The 19,551-nt window shown below is 34.8% G+C and carries 21 protein-coding genes; 13 read left to right on the top strand and 8 right to left on the bottom strand.

Annotation, left to right across the window (positions count from 1 at the left end; all coding sequences use genetic code 11):
* Positions 1-15 precede the first annotated feature (15 nt).
* Positions 16-420: a glyoxalase gene (locus DCS95_RS00935; RefSeq protein WP_116768983.1), complete on the top strand. Its 405-nt coding sequence runs from the start codon at positions 16-18 to the stop codon at positions 418-420.
* Here DCS95_RS00935 and DCS95_RS00930 read toward each other — a convergent pair.
* Positions 412-1,092: a DUF2461 domain-containing protein gene (locus DCS95_RS00930; protein WP_116770102.1), complete on the bottom strand. Its 681-nt coding sequence runs from the start codon at positions 1,090-1,092 to the stop codon at positions 412-414. The genes DCS95_RS00935 and DCS95_RS00930 overlap by 9 nt on opposite strands.
* A 94-nt stretch (positions 1,093-1,186) precedes the next feature.
* On the opposite strand from DCS95_RS00930, the gene epsC reads away from it, so the two are divergent.
* Positions 1,187-1,978, top strand: coding sequence for a serine O-acetyltransferase EpsC (gene epsC, locus DCS95_RS00925; RefSeq protein ID WP_116768982.1), 792 nt, complete (start codon positions 1,187-1,189; stop codon positions 1,976-1,978).
* Positions 1,971-2,855 carry a cysteine synthase CysM gene (cysM, locus tag DCS95_RS00920; protein ID WP_116768981.1) on the top strand — a complete coding sequence of 295 codons (885 nt, stop codon included), beginning with the start codon at positions 1,971-1,973 and terminating at the stop codon, positions 2,853-2,855. Before epsC ends, cysM begins: the two co-directional genes overlap by 8 nt.
* A 69-nt stretch (positions 2,856-2,924) precedes the next feature.
* On the opposite strand, the gene DCS95_RS00915 is transcribed toward cysM, so the two are convergent.
* From DCS95_RS00915 to DCS95_RS00905, 3 genes are all read right to left on the bottom strand, one after another.
* Positions 2,925-3,461, bottom strand: coding sequence for a hypothetical protein (locus DCS95_RS00915; protein WP_164674093.1), 537 nt, complete (start codon positions 3,459-3,461; stop codon positions 2,925-2,927).
* Positions 3,462-3,645: 184 nt separating this feature from the next.
* Positions 3,646-4,740, bottom strand: coding sequence for a magnesium/cobalt transporter CorA (gene corA / locus DCS95_RS00910; protein ID WP_116768979.1), 1,095 nt, complete (start codon positions 4,738-4,740; stop codon positions 3,646-3,648).
* A 34-nt stretch (positions 4,741-4,774) separates the two neighbouring features.
* Positions 4,775-5,560 carry a tRNA pseudouridine synthase A gene (locus tag DCS95_RS00905; protein WP_116768978.1) on the bottom strand — a complete coding sequence of 262 codons (786 nt, stop codon included), beginning with the start codon at positions 5,558-5,560 and terminating at the stop codon, positions 4,775-4,777.
* Between the two features lie 105 nt (positions 5,561-5,665).
* Here DCS95_RS00905 and DCS95_RS00900 point away from each other — a divergent pair, with 105 nt between their 5' ends.
* From DCS95_RS00900 to DCS95_RS00885, 4 genes are all read left to right on the top strand, one after another.
* Positions 5,666-6,100 (top strand): hypothetical protein, encoded by a 435-nt coding sequence (locus tag DCS95_RS00900; RefSeq protein WP_116768977.1) that lies wholly within the window; start codon positions 5,666-5,668, stop codon positions 6,098-6,100.
* 118 nt (positions 6,101-6,218) lie between these two features.
* Positions 6,219-6,701: a hypothetical protein gene (locus DCS95_RS00895; protein WP_116768976.1), complete on the top strand. Its 483-nt coding sequence runs from the start codon at positions 6,219-6,221 to the stop codon at positions 6,699-6,701.
* 243 nt (positions 6,702-6,944) lie between these two features.
* The gene (locus tag DCS95_RS00890; RefSeq protein ID WP_116768975.1) at positions 6,945-7,643 is read left to right on the top strand and encodes a response regulator transcription factor; all 699 of its coding nucleotides are present in this window, start codon (positions 6,945-6,947) and stop codon (positions 7,641-7,643) included.
* Positions 7,640-9,136 carry a sensor histidine kinase gene (locus tag DCS95_RS00885; protein ID WP_116768974.1) on the top strand — a complete coding sequence of 499 codons (1,497 nt, stop codon included), beginning with the start codon at positions 7,640-7,642 and terminating at the stop codon, positions 9,134-9,136. The genes DCS95_RS00890 and DCS95_RS00885 overlap by 4 nt, the downstream gene beginning before the upstream one ends.
* A gap of 58 nt (positions 9,137-9,194) precedes the next feature.
* Here DCS95_RS00885 and DCS95_RS00880 read toward each other — a convergent pair whose 3' ends face one another.
* Positions 9,195-10,664 (bottom strand): MoxR family ATPase, encoded by a 1,470-nt coding sequence (locus tag DCS95_RS00880; protein WP_116768973.1) that lies wholly within the window; start codon positions 10,662-10,664, stop codon positions 9,195-9,197.
* Between the two features lie 18 nt (positions 10,665-10,682).
* Positions 10,683-11,834 carry a vWA domain-containing protein gene (locus DCS95_RS00875; RefSeq protein WP_116768972.1) on the bottom strand — a complete coding sequence of 384 codons (1,152 nt, stop codon included), beginning with the start codon at positions 11,832-11,834 and terminating at the stop codon, positions 10,683-10,685.
* Positions 11,835-12,589: 755 nt separating this feature from the next.
* On the opposite strand from DCS95_RS00875, the gene DCS95_RS00870 reads away from it, so the two are divergent.
* From DCS95_RS00870 to DCS95_RS00850, 5 genes are all read left to right on the top strand, one after another.
* The gene (locus tag DCS95_RS00870; protein ID WP_164674092.1) at positions 12,590-13,288 is read left to right on the top strand and encodes a DUF1853 family protein; all 699 of its coding nucleotides are present in this window, start codon (positions 12,590-12,592) and stop codon (positions 13,286-13,288) included.
* 144 nt (positions 13,289-13,432) lie between these two features.
* Positions 13,433-14,410, top strand: coding sequence for a hypothetical protein (locus DCS95_RS00865; RefSeq protein ID WP_116768970.1), 978 nt, complete (start codon positions 13,433-13,435; stop codon positions 14,408-14,410).
* A 217-nt stretch (positions 14,411-14,627) separates the two neighbouring features.
* Positions 14,628-15,320, top strand: a complete 693-nt coding sequence (locus tag DCS95_RS00860; RefSeq protein WP_116768969.1) for a hypothetical protein — start codon at positions 14,628-14,630, stop codon at positions 15,318-15,320.
* 128 nt (positions 15,321-15,448) lie between these two features.
* A complete protein-coding gene (locus tag DCS95_RS00855) occupies positions 15,449-16,372 on the top strand; it encodes an SRPBCC family protein (RefSeq protein WP_116768968.1) in 924 nt (307 codons plus the stop codon).
* A 296-nt stretch (positions 16,373-16,668) separates the two neighbouring features.
* Positions 16,669-17,109, top strand: a complete 441-nt coding sequence (locus DCS95_RS00850) for a hypothetical protein (RefSeq protein ID WP_116768967.1) — start codon at positions 16,669-16,671, stop codon at positions 17,107-17,109.
* 113 nt (positions 17,110-17,222) lie between these two features.
* Here the strand turns inward: DCS95_RS00850 and DCS95_RS00845 are convergent, their stop codons facing one another.
* Positions 17,223-17,447 carry a hypothetical protein gene (locus DCS95_RS00845; protein ID WP_208630722.1) on the bottom strand — a complete coding sequence of 75 codons (225 nt, stop codon included), beginning with the start codon at positions 17,445-17,447 and terminating at the stop codon, positions 17,223-17,225.
* 36 nt (positions 17,448-17,483) lie between these two features.
* Here DCS95_RS00845 and DCS95_RS00840 point away from each other — a divergent pair, with 36 nt between their 5' ends.
* Complete coding sequence (locus DCS95_RS00840; protein WP_164674091.1) at positions 17,484-18,620, top strand: alpha/beta fold hydrolase; 1,137 nt, start codon at positions 17,484-17,486, stop codon at positions 18,618-18,620.
* An 89-nt stretch (positions 18,621-18,709) separates the two neighbouring features.
* Here DCS95_RS00840 and DCS95_RS00835 read toward each other — a convergent pair whose 3' ends face one another.
* Positions 18,710-19,549, bottom strand: a complete 840-nt coding sequence (locus DCS95_RS00835; RefSeq protein ID WP_116770101.1) for a DUF4249 family protein — start codon at positions 19,547-19,549, stop codon at positions 18,710-18,712.
* Positions 19,550-19,551: the final 2 nt, after the last annotated feature.

Raw genomic sequence — 19,551 nt, 5'->3', positions numbered from 1 at the left:
TAAAATCTATACATAATGGACAGGACACAGAAATTGCAGTCAATTCGCCCTCTAATTGCATCTGCCAGAATAGTGCCAAATATGAGTGATGATGAACGATTTCAAAATCTTACATTACGGCCCATACTCAAGTTACAAAACGATTTATTCCTAGTCTCTTTTCAGAATTATATCAAAAAAATGAAAAATACGTTTTACGAGTTAAAACTTGAAAAACGCTTAGAATATGTCACCAAAGCCATACAAAAGGATATTAAGTTCAGAAATTCTTTAAAAGGCATGATCATTGGTCAATTTACGGTTGAAGAATATGAAATTTATATTCAAAACTCATCGGCCTTAAACAAACGTATGATGAACATGGTTATAAAGAGAATTCAAGATCAAATTCAATACTTTGATAAATTGGAGCTAGTCTAATAACGATTCTCCATTTAAATTGGTGGTAAGTATACTGCTCATAAGGTCAAAATATGGTCTTATAGCCTTAAATGCTTGGTCTATCTGTTCATCGAAATCATCTGACAAGACTTCTTCATCGGTAAAGCTTTTTGTAAAAATGAATTGCTTTTTTCGTATAAATTCAATGTTAGGGTCTTCTTTGTCAAATCCTTTAGGTGCTGTCTTTAGCTCCTCTCCTACCAATGGTCCCCAAATATTTTTAAAATTTGTATCATTGAGAATCGCAACCAATTCAGAAGTATCCAATTCCCATTCTTTTCTAATACGTAAAAGATCATTTTTTTCCGGAGCCCAAAAACCAGTAGCTATAAAGCTGTTGCCAGGTGCTATTTGTAAATAGTAGCCACCACGTCTATGTTTGCCCGCTCTTGAAAAAGATGCAGAAAAATGGGTTTTATATGGGGTCTTGTTCTTAGAGAAACGAACATCTCTGTAAATTCTAAAAACCTTTAATTTTTCTATTTCATCGTGGGTATTCAGTAATTGCAATAGGTGATTAAAAAAGCTTTTTACCTTTTCCTGTTCTTTTTGAAAAGTAGGCTTATGTTCTGTAAACCAGTCTCTATTGTTGTTGTTTTTAAGTGAATTTAAAAATTGAAAAGTACTTTTTGTAATATTCGTTTCTAACATACGACCTAACTCTTGTGATTTTAAGCTAAAGTTAACCATTAGATGAGAAGTACTTTTAGTTATTTGGTTAATTTTACTGAACTAATGCAAACTCATGGACCATCGATCTATTATCGAAAAGATTAATACCCACAAAAAGCAACCTAACTTAAGATTTCGATTAAAAAGAAATACTGAAAAGTTTACGGATCTACTTTTTTACACCCTGTTCGATATTGAAACACCAGTAGCGAATAGTTTAGATGAATTGGAAAAACAATTTGATGAACTGGTAGACCTTGCTTGTTGGGAAAGTGATAAACCCTGTAAAAAGGTCTGGGAAAATTATGTTGAGCAATTGCCAAGTGTTTTAGAGAGCTTAAATTTGGATGCAGAAGCTACTGTTAATTGTGATCCAGCCTCTTTATCAATCGAGGAAGTATATATGGCATACCCAGGTTTTTATGCAATATCCGTATATAGATTGGCACATGAACTTTACAAAACAGGATTTCCGTTGGTACCAAGATTAATGACGGAATATGCACACAGGCAAACGGGTGTAGATATCAACCCCGGTGCACAAATAGGAAAATCTTTTCATATTGATCATGGTACAGGTGTGGTAATTGGTGAAACTGCCATTATTAAAAACGATGTAAAAATATATCAAGGTGTAACCTTGGGCGGACTCTTCGTTGCTAAAAACTTGCAAAAGACCAAACGTCACCCAACCATAGAAAATAATGTGACCATTTATGCCAATGCTACGATTTTAGGCGGAGACACCGTTATTGGAGCAAATAGCATTATTGGAGGAAACGCATGGATCACAGCCTCTGTACCTGCACATTCTACCGTTTTTCATACACCAGAAATAAAAATAAAAACAATACCCCATGTCTAATTCTTTATTGTCGCTCATTGGTAACACCCCTTTGGTAAAATCAAGAGTGTTGAATACAAACCCCAATGTGTCCGTCTATTTTAAAATGGAAGGGCATAACCCCGGTGGTAGTGTGAAAGACCGTGCTGCCTATAATATGATAAAAACAGGCTACGACAATGGTGATTTTACCGCTAATGATAAGCTTATAGAAGCAACTAGTGGAAACACAGGTATTGCCTTGGCAATGATAGCAGGGGTTTACGGTTTAGATATTGAGTTGGTAATGCCAGAGAATTCCACCAAAGAACGTGTACAGACCATGAGAGCCTACGGTGCAAAGGTAACATTAACATCTTCTGATGTGGGTATAGAAGGAGCTCGGGATTATGCGGAAAGCAAGGTTGCGAATGAAGGTTATATCATGATGAACCAATTTGGTAATCCAAATAACTGGAAAGCACATTACAATACTACCGGACCGGAAATTTGGAACGATACACAAGGTAAAATTACACACTTTGTTTCTGCCATGGGAACAACAGGCACAATAATGGGAACGTCAACCTATTTAAAGGAAAAGAACAGCAATATTCAAATAGTAGGGGTGCAACCTAGTGACAATGCCAGTATACCAGGTATTCGTAAATGGCCAGAAGAATATTTACCCAAAATTTTCGATGCAAAGAAAGTAGATCGAATTATGGAAGTAAATGAAGTAGAAGCAAAAGAAATGGCTAGAAAACTAGCAAAGGAAGAGGGCATCTTTTCTGGTATGAGCAGTGGCGGTGCTGCAACAGTAGCCTTACGATTAGCTAAAGAAATTGAAAAAGGAACTATTGTGTCAATTGTCTGTGACCGTGGTGATCGTTACTTATCATCAAGTCTTTTCGACTAGTTCATAAAATTCAGAATAAAAAAAGAGCCGTACTAACGGCTCTTTTCATTTTTTATATTCGCTATTCAATTATCTATTCAACATAGCTGTATCGTCTGGTTTACTATATTCTTCAACCAAAAACTCTAAATTCTCCCCATGTTCATTGGTGAACACATAGGTAGTTTTATCGTTCATCAATTTTTTACTTTTCAAATTGATGTTTTCTACAATCTTTAAATTATCCCCTTCGTTCATGGCAACGACCAATTCGTCGTTTTTAGATACCAGAACAAAATCTTCGGGAGTTTTTGATTCGTAGCTAAATACTATTTTTTCATCAAAGGCATCATCTTCATCATTATCTATTTGTACGGTTTTAATAATAGTAGAAACACTGTCCACTACCCTAGCCTGATCGATTTTTCCTTCATCTTCTTTAGCATTTTCAATGGTATTTAATCGTTTTGTAGTGATTTCTACCGTGTTTTTAACCAATTTGTTTCCATCATTTACTGTGTAAGATTTAGATATCTTTGTATCTAAAACCTCTTGATTTTCTTCTTGTGCAGCTAAGCTTCCTGTAAAAAGGAACAACCCAGCGATCGACATATAAATTGCTTTCATTTTCATATACATTTTTATTTGTTCATAATAGATTTCAAAACATGCTGTATGAGAATTGTTAGAAATCTTTTGCATCTAATAATTTAGATGCCAGCAAGATATATGAAAGGCGGCAGTAGCAATGACCCATAAAATTTTATCTTTAATGGGATAAATCGGTTTTCGTTTTTTAAAAAGAAAAAGCTCACAGCCACTTTTTCTTTTTAAAATAAATCATCATTCCTATAAAAAGAAGAATCATAACAATCCAAACAACATAGTAACCATATTTATAGTGAAGTTCTGGCATATGATCAAAGTTCATTCCGTAAATACCCGCGATGAAGGTCAAAGGAATAAAAATAGAAGCCATAATGGTCAACACTTTCATGACCTCGTTCATTTTGTTGCTCATATTACTCATGTACATTTCCATTAAACTCATAGACATTTCCCTATAAATCTGTAAACTTTCGTTTATTTCAATGGCATGATCCAACACATCACGAAGAAATAGTTTGGTATCTTTTTTAATCAGCGTATTTTCGGTATCAATAAGTCTACTGATCAATTCCTTGACAGGGAATATCCACCTCCTAATTTTTAAAATTTCTTTCTTTAGCTGCTGAATATTTTGAGCTACAACCGGTTCAGGGTTTTGGTACACCTCTTCTTCAAGAATTTCAATTCTATTATTTAAATTTTCAATGGCTAAAAAGTAGTTATCTACAATGGCATCCAATAATGCAAAAAATAAATAGTCTGCACCTCTTGTCCTAATTCGTCCTAATTTGCTTGTTATACGTTCTCGAACACCGTTAAACACGTCTGCTTTTACCTCTTGAAAGACCAATACGGTATTCTCATGTAAAACCAATGCCACATGTTCCCCAACAATTTCCTCTTCCTCAGAGATATACAACATTCTAAAAATACCAAAGATATAATCGTCATACTCATCTACCTTGGGCCTTTGTTCTGTATTCACGATATCCTCTAGCACCAATGGGTTCAAATTAAAATGCTTACCCAATTTTTCGATAAAAGGTTCATCGGATATACCGACCACGTTGATCCATGACGTTTGATCGTTACGTTCTTCTTTAAAGAATTGTTCTAAGCTAGAGAACTCCTTGGTTTCAAAACTATCGGCATTGTAGGTTGTACTGTAAATAATACTATCGCTACGCTCCTTATCCCCCATATAACTGATAGTTCCCGGTGCCTTTCCTAGCTTGTTCTGCTGGCGAGATTTTTTCTTTTTGCGTTTCGGAAAGTTGAGCTTTTTATTTACGGCCATGTACTATTTTTTATAAATATATTAAAACAACAACCTATTTATTGAACTGTAACTCGTTTAAAATTAATCCAGAACCCGGTGCAATAGTCTTCAATTTCAAATCGGAATCGGCAATTAACGATGCTTTTATCTGTTTTAAGTTAAGTTCATTCTTACCTAATTGCACCAATGCCCCCATGATCATACGAACTTGATACCTCATAAAACCCGCTCCTTTAATTTTTAGAACATAACTCTTTTCAGGAAAAAAATTAGCGGTTAACATATCGTTGGTCTCTATACTACAAGCATCAATTTGTCTTACGGATTTGGTATTTTCCTTTAAACCGGCCGTATACACTGAAAAGTCATGGGTACCCTTGAATAAAAGCGCTCCTTCCTTCATTAAACCTATATTAAGGTCATCCATATAATTGGTAATAAAAGGAGCACTGAATGGGTGGTTTTTTGACCCGAACGAAAAGAAATAGCAATATTCCTTTGATTTACTACTTTGTATAATATTAAATTTTTGATCCACGGGCGCTATGGAAAGTATTTTAATATCGGTGGGTAAATTTCTATTGAACTGCAAAACAAAGTCTTTCAAACTTTCAAGCTCTTCCTCTATAAAAAGTTCAAAAGCACCATTTAAAGAAGATACTTTTGCATCTGTTCTACCAGCTCCCAAAATTTTAAAAGGCTTATCTGGATAAATAAATTTAAAGGTTTTGTTCAACATACCTGTAATGGTTCGCATCTTAGGTTGTTCTTGCCAACCGTTATACCGAAACCCTAAATATTGCAGACGTACCAAATAGCAAAAGCGCTGTTTTTTCATACGTACAAAAGTAATTACATTTTATGCATGATCAATGCATGTACATACTTGTAATGAGCATGTTTTTTGTAAATTGGTTCGTATACAAATACTTATGTGCTATTCATGACAAATAATCTAGATAATCCTCCAAAGTGGTTTTGGGCAGTATCTGTATTTGCACTCTTTTATAGCATTACAGGTATTTTATCGTTCTTGAGCGAATACTTTGTAACAGATGAAATTTTTAACATTCTTACCGACGATGAAAGGTACATCTATAAAAATCGTCCTTTTTGGTTATTAATCGTATTCGGTATCGATGTTTTTACGGGCACCGCAGCATCCATATTTCTTATCATTAGAAGAGCAATTGCTTTTAAGTTAGGATTAATTTCAATTATTTGCACCCTTATTCAAATGATCTATTTTTACTTTTTTAGCGATATTATAGCTGTTATTGGTCCATCTAGCCTACAAATGCCTACCGTCATATTTTTGACCAGTTTTTTGTTGCTTATCTTTATAAGGTATAGTATGATTAAGAGGTGGTTAGCCTAAAAAATTAGAACTTGAACAACAAAGTTAACCGTTCATCGAATTGTTTAAAATAAACCAAAAACATACCCGTTCTTGAAATGAAATTATGGTTCCCTCAAGACCATGCAAACTTAGTTTTATGAATTCTATTAAAGGAATATTGACCTGGAAACGTACTTTGATCGTATCTGTCGTTGTATTGTTTCTATTGAACATATTTAGTTTCTATGGCTTGTACACCAACAAGTTTTATTTCTTTAAAATTGACAATTACATTTTTCCGTTGTTATCCATTATACATTTGGTATTTCTATATGTTTTATGGTTTAAAATTAATGAAGATGAGCTTAGCGACCCGCCCATGCGCACTTTAGAATACATACTTTATATTATATCATTAGTGTATCTCTATAGACTGGTAGAAACGATTATCATTTTATTTAGTTATTCAGATTTTGAAAACCATTTGATACCAAGTACATTCTTGCCCCTAGGCTTCACAATACTTATTTTATATGCCGTATTATTACTGGTTACTTTTTTAGCCGTAGTTTATAGAAAAGAAATTGTTGGTACGTATTTGTTCGATGACATGAACCAACATGTAGATCACTGGAAATAAAAATTCACTCCTAAAATATATTGACCTCGGTAAGTAATTATCGAGGTTTTTTTTTGAAATAAACCTGATTACCAGCCACTATCAACATCTTCATTTTGTTTTTCAATAGTACAATTATTTCCACTAGCTGTAATTATCTCATTAAAACTCGACCTATTATTAAGTAAAATAACCATATACCAAACGATTTTATCACCAATGTGATTTTTCTGTGATACTTTTTATCTTAATTCGTAAACCACTATGAAACGTATATTAATTATTGAAGACGATCCTGAAATCATTAAGCTATTAGAGCTTCATTTATCTGATGTTAGTTATGTGACCACAATGGCTATGGATGGTGATGAAGGACTTCAGCTCGCTTTAAAGAATGATTACGAGCTCATATTATTAGATTTAACCCTACCAAGTTTAGACGGTGTAGAAGTATGTAGAAAATTACGTGCAACCAAAAACACACCGGTGATTATGCTCACGGCAAAATCTGAAGAAATAGATCGGGTTTTAGGTTTAGAAATCGGTGCAGATGATTATATGACCAAGCCATTTAGCATTAGAGAACTATTGGCACGAATTAAAGCAGTTTTAAGAAGAACCAACGAATCTGGCAAAAAACAGGAAGATACATCTATCATAATGGCAGAAGGTTTAAAAATAGATATCGACAAACGAAAGGTTGTTGTAGATGATTATAAAATTGAGCTCTCGCCCAAAGAATTTGAATTGTTGGTCTTAATGGCGTCTAACCCTGGTAGAAACTATACTAGAACGGAGTTACTAAATATGATATGGGGCTACAATTTTGAAGGGTATGAACATACAGTGAATTCCCATATCAATAGATTACGCGCCAAAATAGAGTCAGACATGGCTAACCCAACCTATATTTTAACTACATGGGGTGTTGGTTACAAGTTTAATGAAGAGATAATGGCATGATGAACAACGAAAAAACCTTGACACCAAAGTTGATCAAAAAACTATGGTTCGCTTTCATACTTTTAATTGTATTAATGGGTGCCTCTTATATTTTTATTACGGGATACCTCACTTTAAATTATAACCAAGCAATAACGCAACGTATAAATTCAAATGTTGCCGAACATGTTATACAAGAGAAGTTTCAAAATGACGCTCCTTTTTTAGAGGACGGAAGTGTGAACAAAAAGCTTTTTGGAGACTTAATGCACGATATGATGGCCGTAAATCGTGGTATTGAGGTGTATCTATTAAATAAATCGGGAGATATTCTTTATTCCGTTGTTCTAGAGCATAACGACAACGAGCCAATGAAATCGGTCTCGCTAGAGCCTATAAAAGATTATATAGCCACAAATGGACAGGAATTTATATTAGGAGACGATCCCTTAAATCCTGATGAGCAAAATATATTCTCAGCTGCCCCATTTTCCATTGATGGACATGAAGGTTATATCTACATTATAGTTGCCGGTAAGCAACTTGCCTTGATTAGCGATAATTTATTTAGCTCCTACTTTACTAAATTGAGTATTGGAGCAATATTATTGACCATGCTTTTTGCTGCATTGATAGGCATATTGAGTATTTGGTTCTTAACTAAAAATTTGAGGTTGATTACACAGACCGTACGCAAGTTTCAAGAGGGTGATCTGGATATTAGAATTGAAAATCCTGAGCAATCGGATATTGAAGTAGTTGCCTTGTCCTTTAATAAAATGGCAGATACAATTGTAGATAACATGGATAAGATGAAGTCCGTAGACAACTTGCGTAGGGAATTGATCGCCAATGTATCTCATGACCTTCGTACGCCATTAGCAGTGCTTAAAGGATATATTGAAACGCTACAAATAAAAAAAGATAGCCTTACCGAAAATCAAAAAGAGGAATATTTACAGATTACACATGATAATATCGATAAACTATCGGGATTGATCAATCAGTTATTTGAATATTCTAAATTAGAAGCTGAACAGGTAACCCCAATAAAAGAGCCCTTTTCCATTACAGAACTTTCTCATGACCTTATTGCCAAATTCAAATTGCTGGCGGAACAAAAACAGATCCATTTACAGTTAGACAATCCTGAAGAAAACTACATGGTATATGCCGATATTGGATTGGTTGAAAGAGCATTGCAGAATTTAATAGAAAATGCAATCAAGTATACCGAACCTAAAGGAAAAGTAACACTGAGCCTAATAAAAATGGGCAAACAAATAGAAATCAATATTACCGACACTGGTAGCGGAATACCAATTAATGATCAACCTTTCATTTTTGACCGTTATAAGCAAGTAGATAAAACCACCCAAAAACGAGGTTTAGGCTTAGGTTTGGCCATTGTCAAAAAAATAATGGATTTGCATGATACCACCATTGTAGTATTAAGCAAACCCTATGAAGGTAGTTCCTTTATTTTTAAGTTGCCCGCCTATCAATTGCAATGATTTAAATTGCTATGAAAGAGAAAAAGCCCTATTCGTAACGAATAGGGCTTTTATGATTTTAGATATCTTTTAAGAAACTACTATAGAGATCTTTAAACTCGAACCCATCGGTGAATCTTTGTTTGTTCAGTTTTTTGAAAGAGACCAATCCCCATAATAACAACTCTTTTAAGAAATAGGCATCTTTTGCATCAAAATCTGGCTGATGATTTTTCATCAATTGGTTTAATGCGGGAATACTGTCTAAAGCACGTTTGTATTCTTCATCAGTAAAATCGTCCATCAACTCAAAGCCTTCTCCTTGAAAGAACCAATGTAACAGTTCATCATAAACCGTTTCTTCATCTTTACGCTCTAGCTTGTTGATTTTCGGGAAATACTTTGGAAACAATGATTTTACTGCGTCATCTATTAGAATACCGGCAACTCCATCGGCTCCCTCCTGCTCTCCTTCATACACCAATTCTATCTTTCCTGTAATTGCAGGTATAATTCCCAAGAAATCACTTAAACGTACCATGGTATGGTCACCACCGTTCAATAATGACCTACGCTCTGCAGTACTTAATAAGTTTTCAAAAGCGGTAATACTGGTTCGTGCACTAACACCACTTTTAGCATCTACATACTCACTTTCACGAGCTTCAAATATTATTTGCTCCAACAGGTCCTTTGCTAAATCCGGAACATAAACTACATCTGTTTGTCTAGAATCTAACTTAGCTTCTTGCTCTGTAATCTTACGGGCAATTTCTATATCATCTGGATAATGCGTTAAAATCTGTGACCCGATTCTATCTTTTAGCGGAGTAACGATACTCCCTCTATTGGTGTAATCTTCAGGGTTTGCCGTAAATACAAACTGAATATCCAATGGCAATCTCAATTTAAATCCGCGGATTTGAATATCGCCTTCTTCCAGAATATTGAATAAAGAAACCTGAATACGTGCCTGTAAATCGGGCAGCTCGTTGATTACAAAAATACAACGATTGGCACGAGGTATCATCCCGAAGTGAATTACCCTATCATCGGCATAAGACAATTTTAGGTTTGCCGCTTTTATAGGGTCTACATCTCCAATTAAATCTGCCACCGTAACATCTGGAGTAGCCAATTTCTCTGCAAAACGTTCACTTTTATGCATCCAGGTAATTGGGGTATCATCGCCTTTTTCCTTGATCAATTCCATGGCAAATCTGGACATTGGCTTCATGGGATCATCATTGATTTCCGAACCCTCTACAACGGGAATATACTCATCTAATAGATTCACCATTAAATGCGCCAAACGTGTTTTCGCCTGACCACGAAGTCCCAATAAATTAATATTATGACGAGAAAGAATAGCACGCTCCAACTCTGGGATTACCGAATCTTCATAACCCCAAACACCTGTAAAGGCATCTTCGCCCTTTTTAATTTTTTCTACAAGATTGTCTCGCAACTCATCTTTTACACTTTTGGTTTGGTATCCGGCAGCTTTTAACTCCCCAAGTGTATGTATGTTTTTATAATCTAATTTCATATGATGTATTCTCTTTTCTTATTTCAATCTTTTTTTTCTATTTGCTTCGTAATCCTCAAATATCATTTCGCCTAAATCTTTTAATCCTGTAAAGAATGCCTTGCCTTTATTAGCCTCTGTAAAATGGCGAATAAACTGCATTAAATACGGGTCTTGGGCAATCATAAATGTCGTAATGGGAATATGCAACTTACGAGCCTGTCGCGCCATATTATAGCATTTCTCCACTATAAAATCGTCTAACCCCACACTGTTTTTATAGTAAGTACCATCTGGCATGCGCAGACAACTAGGCTTACCATCGGTAATCATAAAAATCTGTTTGTTGGTATTACGTTTTCTTCGTAGCATATCCATCGCCAACTGCAAACCTGCAACGGTATTGGTGTGATACGGCCCTACTTGTAAATACGGCAAATCTTTTATGGGTATGGGCCATGCGTCGTTACCGAAAACCAAAATATCCAAAGTATCTTTTGGGTACCTAGTGGTTATCAATTCTGCCAAAGCCATCGCCACTTTTTTAGCGGGCGTTATACGATCTTCACCGTACAAGATCATACTATGACTAATATCGATCATAAGTATGGTACTCATTTGTGCTTTGTGCTGGGTATCTTCTACCACCAAATCATTTTCACTTAAATGAAAACTGCCTACACCGTGATTGATTTGAGCGTTTTTAAGACTCTCGGTCATAGATATGTTTTCCAGACCATCGCCGTAACGGTATTCTCTAAGGTCGCCCGTATGCTCATCTCCTTGTCCCGATTTACCAGTTTTGTGGTTACCGGCGCCACTACGTTTTAGCTTTCCGAAAATTTGATCTAATGCACGCTGACGGATGATACGCTCCATTTTCGCGGTAATGGAAATATCTCCACCGCCAGAACCTTCTTCCCCATCTTCACCATTACCACCACCATCTTTAAACTCTTCGCGTATATAACCTTTCGCTTTTAAATCTTCTATAAAATCGTCAATAGTATAGTCTTCGGTCGTCAATTCATATTCCTTGTCCAGTTCGCGCAACCAATCGATCGCTTCGTCGAAATCGCCAGAAGTATGTGTAATAAGCTCTTGAAAAATATCAAACAGCTTATCAAAAATAGATTGTTCGGGTGCTTCGTAAGTTTCAAAGCGGAACCCTTTTCTTATATTCATAGCCATACTATAAAATTAACACTTTTACGTTGGATGCCCACGGCTTTTGGGAAATGTTAACGTATTTGGTTGATGGTTGATGGTTGTTGGAATACGCTGGACGCTTTGCGCATTTCGCATAGCGCTTTGTCTGTGACGGAGAAGAATTCGGCTTTACGAGAAGTTTTTGAAATACAAACCAATCTGTTTAATTCGTGTACCTAAGATACAAATTGCAATGCATGTAAGCGATCATCGAAAGGCGCGCGGCGTTTTGCGCATAGCGTTTTAAAAGGTAACTTCGACTTCAGGGGACAATTAAAAATAAACAATTAGCAATAATCAGTTGGCAGTTTTAGTAGGCAGTATCAGTTTTCAGTATGCAGTTTAAGTAGCCACGATATAACAATAGCGAATAACGAACAACGATTAACGATTAACGAAACCAATCAGTTGGCAGTATCAGTTTTCAGTAAGCAGTTTCAGTAGGCAGTTTCTGTATTCAGTATTCAGAATCAGTATGCAGTATTTATATTTCAACAAACACTATTAACGAACAACGATTAACGAATAACGATTAGCGATTAGCGAAAAGCGAACAGCGAACAGCGAAAAACAAAACACCAACAACCAACAACCAACAACTAAAAAAATACATTATCAACAAACAACAAACATTAATCAAACAGATACAAGGCTTTTTAAGCACTCCGCCGTTATGGGAAGGTGTGCAGTTTGGTGTGCCTCAGTTTCAGTTTCCGGAGGTGATGACAGAAGGTTTTGTGCCCAGTCCCATCCCTGAGAAATTGCGGTTGGGGCACCGGATGGAATATGTTTGTAAGCAGTTGTTAGATACAAGTGCAGAGTATAAAGTGCTATTGCATAATTTACCGATACGGGAGGAGAAACAGACCATTGGTGAAATAGATTTTATTGTTCAAGAAACTGCTACACAGCAACTGATACACCTAGAACTCACTTATAAATTCTACATTATTGACAACAAAATAAAAGAACCCATACACCAACTGATCGGACCCAACCGACGTGATGCTTTTTACACCAAGTTGGAAAAGATTAAAAACAACCAGTTTTCATTACTGCATACGCCCGTTGGGCGTTCGGTATTGTTGGAAAAAGGAATTGACACCGCTACCATTACGCAACAGGTATGCTATAAAGCCCAACTCTTTAAACCTTATAAAAGCGCTCCATTGCCCATTTCTCAAGTAAACCCAAATTGCATTGTGGGCTTTTGGTTACAGATGGCGGAGTTTCTTACGACTGACTTTATACCACATCATTTTTATATTCCCACGAAGAGTGAATGGGTAGTAGACCCTGAAGACGATGTTGAGTGGCTCACACACGAAGAAGTTACCATTGCTATTACGGAACGCTTAGAAAACAACAGTGCTCCCATGGTTTGGATGAAGAAAAACAACACCACATTTGAGAAGTTTTTTGTGGTGTGGTGGTGAGTTTAATTGCTACCTAACATTCTCATTTGTTGCTGTTAATAACTGTTGAAAGGTCTTTTTTTATGTGGGTGGGAATTAGATTACTTTTATAGATGGAATATGTGCAATTGTGTACATATACAGTTGTTAGCTGCAATCTAAAAAATGGAATCAACCATAGATTTCTACAGAAATTTTAACGAAGAAACTTTCGATGATGTAAGTTGCTTTTTGTGTGGAAAAAATTGTGATTCAAAAACAGCTGAGCACATCTTTCCAAAGTGGCTTCAGCACAAATATAATTTATGGGACAAAAAACTAACCATAACTAACGGAACAGCAATACCATATCGAAACTTAACCGTTCCCTGTTGCTCAGAATGTAATAACGTCCATCTTTCTCAGATGGAAGACAGGTTTAAGGTGCTACTTGACAAATCTTTTAAAGAACTAACTTTTGAGGATGAAAAAACAATCTTTCAATGGACAGCCAAAATCTTATATGCCACTAGATATAAAGAACTGTCATTACTCATAGACAGAGCAAATCCAAATCTTGGAAAAGTAATTAGTCCACAGGAATTAGAAAGTTATTCTAGCTTGCACTTATTTCTTCAATCAATTCGATTCCAAACTCAATTTAACGAACCGAAGCCCTGGAGCATTTTTATTTTTCCCTGTAAAGATGAAGAGTTTTGGTATCACAATAATATTCCTGCTCTTTGTCTCTCAATGAAATTCGGTAAAATTGCCATTACAATTGTTTACGAAGAAAATAATTTGATTTCAGATTTTATGGCTCCTCTTAAAGATTTGCAAAAAACTGAGCTAAATTTTCCTCAATATTTAGAGGCAAATGCACATATCTTTTATAGTGGAATGTTAAAAGAAAAAGTTCCACATTATATATCCTCTTTTAACCAAAACACCAAAATCTTAATCGTAGATACCGTAGGTACGTTAAATTCAAGAAAATGGGTGGATGAAGAATTTGCATCAGTATTAGATTTTATGCTTTTTAGTTGTGGAATTAATATTGGAAGTAGTGTATTACAATCTGATGGACTAGTTACTTCTTTTTTAGTAGATGAAAATAATGAACATCTGTTAAAAAAGCATTTCAGAAAAAAAGACAGCAGCTAACACAACCTAAACGTAATGCGGACTTTAAGGCAAAACCGAAAGGTCTGTGTATATTTATAAAGCCGCTAAATCTTATGGATTTAGCTTTGGACAAGAAAAAATAAAACTAAACAATAAGCTTTAGCTTCGTGCGCAGACGGAAACGAAAAGTTTCCTTACCTCCGCACTACGCTTAGCCCAACCGTTAGGTGTAATGCCAAATAACCAATAAAACTGAATGTTTACAAAAAAGGAATTAATAACTAAAGAAATTGACTTCTCATACTTCAAAGAAAGTCTAAATTCTGAAAAAAAATATTTAGAACAATACTTTGAAATCAATTCTGAAAAAATATCAGAGACAAATAACCAGTTTTCTGATAAACTTTTAGAACAAATTGAAGAAAACCCAAGTCTTGAAAGTAAAATAATAGCTGAATATGAAAGTAGTTTTAGAGCTATTAACTCTTACTATTTTCATTCATCTATCGCATTAATCCACACTTATTTCGAAAGTTACATTTCGCAATTGTGTAATAAAATAACAGACCACACACTCTCAAGTTTCAGCCTTCAACTACTAAAAGGTAATAACTTAATAAAAACAGCATTAGATTACCTAAAACTTACCACTGGATTAAACGATGAAATAATTAACATACACAAACCTCGATTAGGAAAGTTCCAAAATTTGAGGAATAAAATTATTCACGAAAACTCAACTTATAAAGACGATACCGATAAAGCTAAATTAGAAAATGGTTTCAGTGGGAAAATTGAATTTGATGAAACCAATAATAAGTTCTTTTTAAAAGATGACGAATTAGCGATTGAATATCTTGAAAAATCAAACATTTTTTTAAATGAAATTATAATAATATTATCTGAAAAAGAATTTGTAATAGAAAACACTACACCAAACACCGTATAAAATTAATTGCTAGTGCAAGCCTACTTTCGAAAATCCTCGCGGATTTTCTATTCGGTTTGTATTTGCTAAATTTAGTGCTTAAAACACGCAACAAACCATATACAAACACGTTTTAAAACATTTAAAGATTGAATAAAACTCACCTAATTTCCATTTTAATAACTCTTATCCTAATTCAAATTTTAGGCTATGTTTCAATCAATTACCTTGGAGATTATGGGTGGAGTGTTTTTCTCTTTATTCCTTTTTTAATTGGTTTTTTACCTCCTTATATTTCTGGAAAGAAAATTACTATAACTAAAAGTATGGCTTACAGATTAAGCTTTGCCACCTTAGGGATTGCATGTCTTGTTCTCTTAGTTTTTGCAATTGAAGGTGTTATATGTTTACTAATGGCAAGTCCTCTTCTTGCCCTTGCTGTTTGGCTAGGATCATATATCGGATATAAAAGCACTGGCTCAAATTTTATGAACTCAAAAAACACAACTATTATATTAGTTTTTCTATCGCTTGGGTTCACCGGTTTCGATTATTATAACAAGCCGAAAGACTTAATACCCGTACGGACTAAAATAACTGTAAACGCTCCAATTGAGGCAGTATGGAAAAACGTAGTCACATTTGATAAAATTAACGAGCCTACGGATTGGATTTTCACCACTGGAATAGCTTACCCAACTGACGCCACTATCGTAGGAAAGGGTGTCGGAGCAGTTAGATATTGCAATTTCACTACCGGCAGTTTCATAGAGCCAATTACAACATGGGATGAACCAAATTTATTACAATTTGATGTTCAGGAGCAGCCAATTCCTATGAACGAATTAAATCCATTTTGGAATGTTCATCCTCCACATTTAGATGGATATTTTAAATCCTATAAGGGACAATTCAAATTGACCAAAATATCTGAAAATAAAACGGAACTAGAAGGTACGACCTGGTACAAAGTGGATATTTATCCTGAAATATATTGGAAAGGCTGGTCTAATTTCATAGTTCATAGAATACACGAAAGAGTTTTAAATCATATAAAGTACGAATCGGAATAAAAACGCTTTACAACTAAACCTAACCGTAATGTAGACTTTAGGGTGTAACCGAAAGATCTGTGTATACCTGCCTCTCGGCTGGCAGGAAATAAACTTTAGCCTCGTGCATAAACGGAAACGAAAAATTGCCTGCCATGCCCAACTTTTTATATCCAAACGTTGCCCAACCATTAAAAATCATAAAAGTATTTCTTTAAATTCAATATGAAAAAGCTAATAGTTACCTTATGATATGTGGTCTTACAATTTGCTGTAATAAATCTAATACTAGAATTGAAACTGATTTATACAATTGTATGATTGATAGTTTAACTGAAGAAGAAAAAGAAAAGACACTTATAATATTTAAGGAATATGAAGAGCATTTAGTTGAAAAAGGAATATTGGAATCGAGAGAATCTATTAGCTATTGGAAATTTTATAAAAATATAGCAGATACCGGCACTTATGATTTTACAAACAACTTTGATTTTTTTGAGAAAACCGAATTTCTTGAAAGAGCTGACCCAGCAGATAATGATTATTTGTATGACTGTTATAACAATCTCTTACAAACAGAAAAGTATAAACAATCAAGATTTTTTCAATTCAGTAAGGAAATGGAATCTTTGAAAAAACATAAAATCACACCAGTAATTATGGCAAAAATCACTATCAAACACTTGAGAAAAGAGGATTTTGAACTTGACTATTATAGATTTTTGACCTTAGGGTTCATAGAAAAAAATAAAATATAACATCGAGAGTAAAAATTCATAAAACAAAGGTTAAACTTCATATTCAAAACTAAAAAACCAAGCCCTAAATAATTCCTTAGCGCTTGATTTTCTTTTGATTTCAAAATTCCCAACTACTGTACCGTATACGTCACTTTATTGGTTTGGGTAACCCTAAAGTAGCCGTGGGCATAATTATCTGGATTAGTGGTGTTAATGCAGTTCCCTTTTACATCAACCGGTGTAGCTTCAAAAATACCTACGCCACCCATTTGGTCTATAACAATATCTATAAAATTATAATAAGCTCTTAAAATATACCCAAAAAACAAGTTTTGCTTGGCATAATAATTGTGCATCAAATAGTTATAAAAATTCAACCTAAAACCAACACTATGAACTATTGCTATTTAACGCTATTATATTTATCATTTTTATCATTACCTATTCATTCACAGACACAAGATACTCTTGTAGATGTTGGGGGGTATAAAATGCATTTTAAGATAATAAAAGGAAAAGGAACCCCTATTCTTTTTGAATCAGGTGCAGGAAATGATGGAGCTATTTGGGACAATATCTTAGAAAAGATTCATAAAGTAACCGGCACGACCTTAATTACCTATGACCGTTCTGGTTTTGGACAAAGTGAAGTAAACCCAAACCTTATTAATGAGTCTGATTTTGGAATTGAAAATGGTATGAAGGAATTAGAAACCGGACTCACAAAATTGGGCTATGATGATGAACTTATACTAGTACCACACTCCTACGGCGGCTTTTACACTACACTTTACGCATCTAGACATCCTGAAAAAGTAAAATATGTAGTACGTATTGACGCTAATTTAGTTGACGTTTATACAGACGATGTACTAGAGATAATGGCTCAACAACCAGCACCACCCAAAACTCCTGAAACCCTTGGTAATTATTACTTGGTTAAAACATATCCTGAAACGGTAAAACTTTTACGAGAGGTTAAATTTCCCGCTAGCGTACCCGTCATAGATATTATTTCTCCAATAAATAGAGGCTACCCAGATAAATATTGGACACTAATAAAAAAAGTTCATAAAGATTTCGTTAATGCCGAAACTAACAGAGTTGAAATAATTGCTGAAGGAAGTGGTCATTATATTTTTCAAGATAATCCTGCTTTAATTATTAATACTATAATTAAAGTGTATGCAGAAACTATAGAGGAAAACTCTCGCTTAGAACTATATGAAAAAGCTTTGGATAATGCTATAGAGTTATCAATTGAAACAAAAGTTAATAATCGCTCAGAACAAGATTTAAACGCACTAGGCTATACATTTTTAGCGAACGACGAATTAGATAAGGCTTTAGAAATTTTTAAGTTAACAACATGGTTATTTCCAGATAGTTTCAACGTATATGATAGTTATGGTGAAGCTTTATTAAAAGCAAATAGGAAAGAAGAAGCAATAGAAATGTATAAGAAATCGATAGCATTGAACCCAGAAAATGAACACGGAAAAAAGGTTCTACTTCAATTAAAACAATAACCAAAGTGTTTTAGCAATAAAAACTTAAAAAACCAAGCCCTAAATAATTCCTTAGTGCTTGGTTTTTCTTTTAATATCAAAACTCCCTACTACTGTACCATATAGGTCACTTTATTGGTTTGGGTAACCCTAAAGTAGCCATGAGCATAATTATCTGGATTTGTGGTGTTAATGCAATTCCCTTTTACATCAACCGGTGTAGCTTCAAAAATACCGACGCCACCCATTTGGTCAATTACAATATCGATATAGTTAAAATATGATCTAGAAATACCGTGCATGCTGATATTTACTACATCGCCAGGTAATAACGGTTTTATTTCTTCATCCTCATCATCATCAATTTCATACCACCAATCAACCTCGTTACCGTTAATAAATTCATCATCGCCTGTTTCCAATGTCGGTAACAGGTCTTGTGGTCTATCAAACTTAAAAAGGTAATTATCGCCTTCTTCCTCAAAATCGGTGAATACGATATGTAACTCAATGGTTTCATCATCAAATCCGTCTTCCGTATCCTGGTAAATATCGGTAATATCAGGTACGGGGTTCATGGTGTCTTCGGCAACATATCGTTCGCCATCATACAAAATCTCTAAGGTATAGGTCGCTTCCAATTGTGGTTCAAAAGTACTTGTGGTGTACGTGCCGTTATTCTGATCGGTAAAAAGAAAGACTTCTCCCGTGGTGTTATTGGTCACGGTAACTTCCGCCCCTGTAACATTGGTGCTTTCGGTTTCAAAAAAAGGTGTTGACGTACGTAGGGTAATCAACTGCTCATTACCGGTAGTACCCTTTTCCCAATCTAAGGATGCCTCTACCACCAAGCGTAAAGTATCGGTCTGTACATCTACATCAATAACATCTTCACAGCCGGTTAAAGCAACCGTGAACAGGGCTAGCAATAGTTTTATATAGTTTTTCATGG

The sequence above is a fragment of the Maribacter litoralis genome (genome assembly GCF_003075045.1).
In the GTDB taxonomy this organism is placed as follows: domain Bacteria; phylum Bacteroidota; class Bacteroidia; order Flavobacteriales; family Flavobacteriaceae; genus Maribacter; species Maribacter litoralis.
Note: the sequence above shows the minus strand (reverse complement) of the source record. Positions and strands in the feature narration are given on the sequence as shown.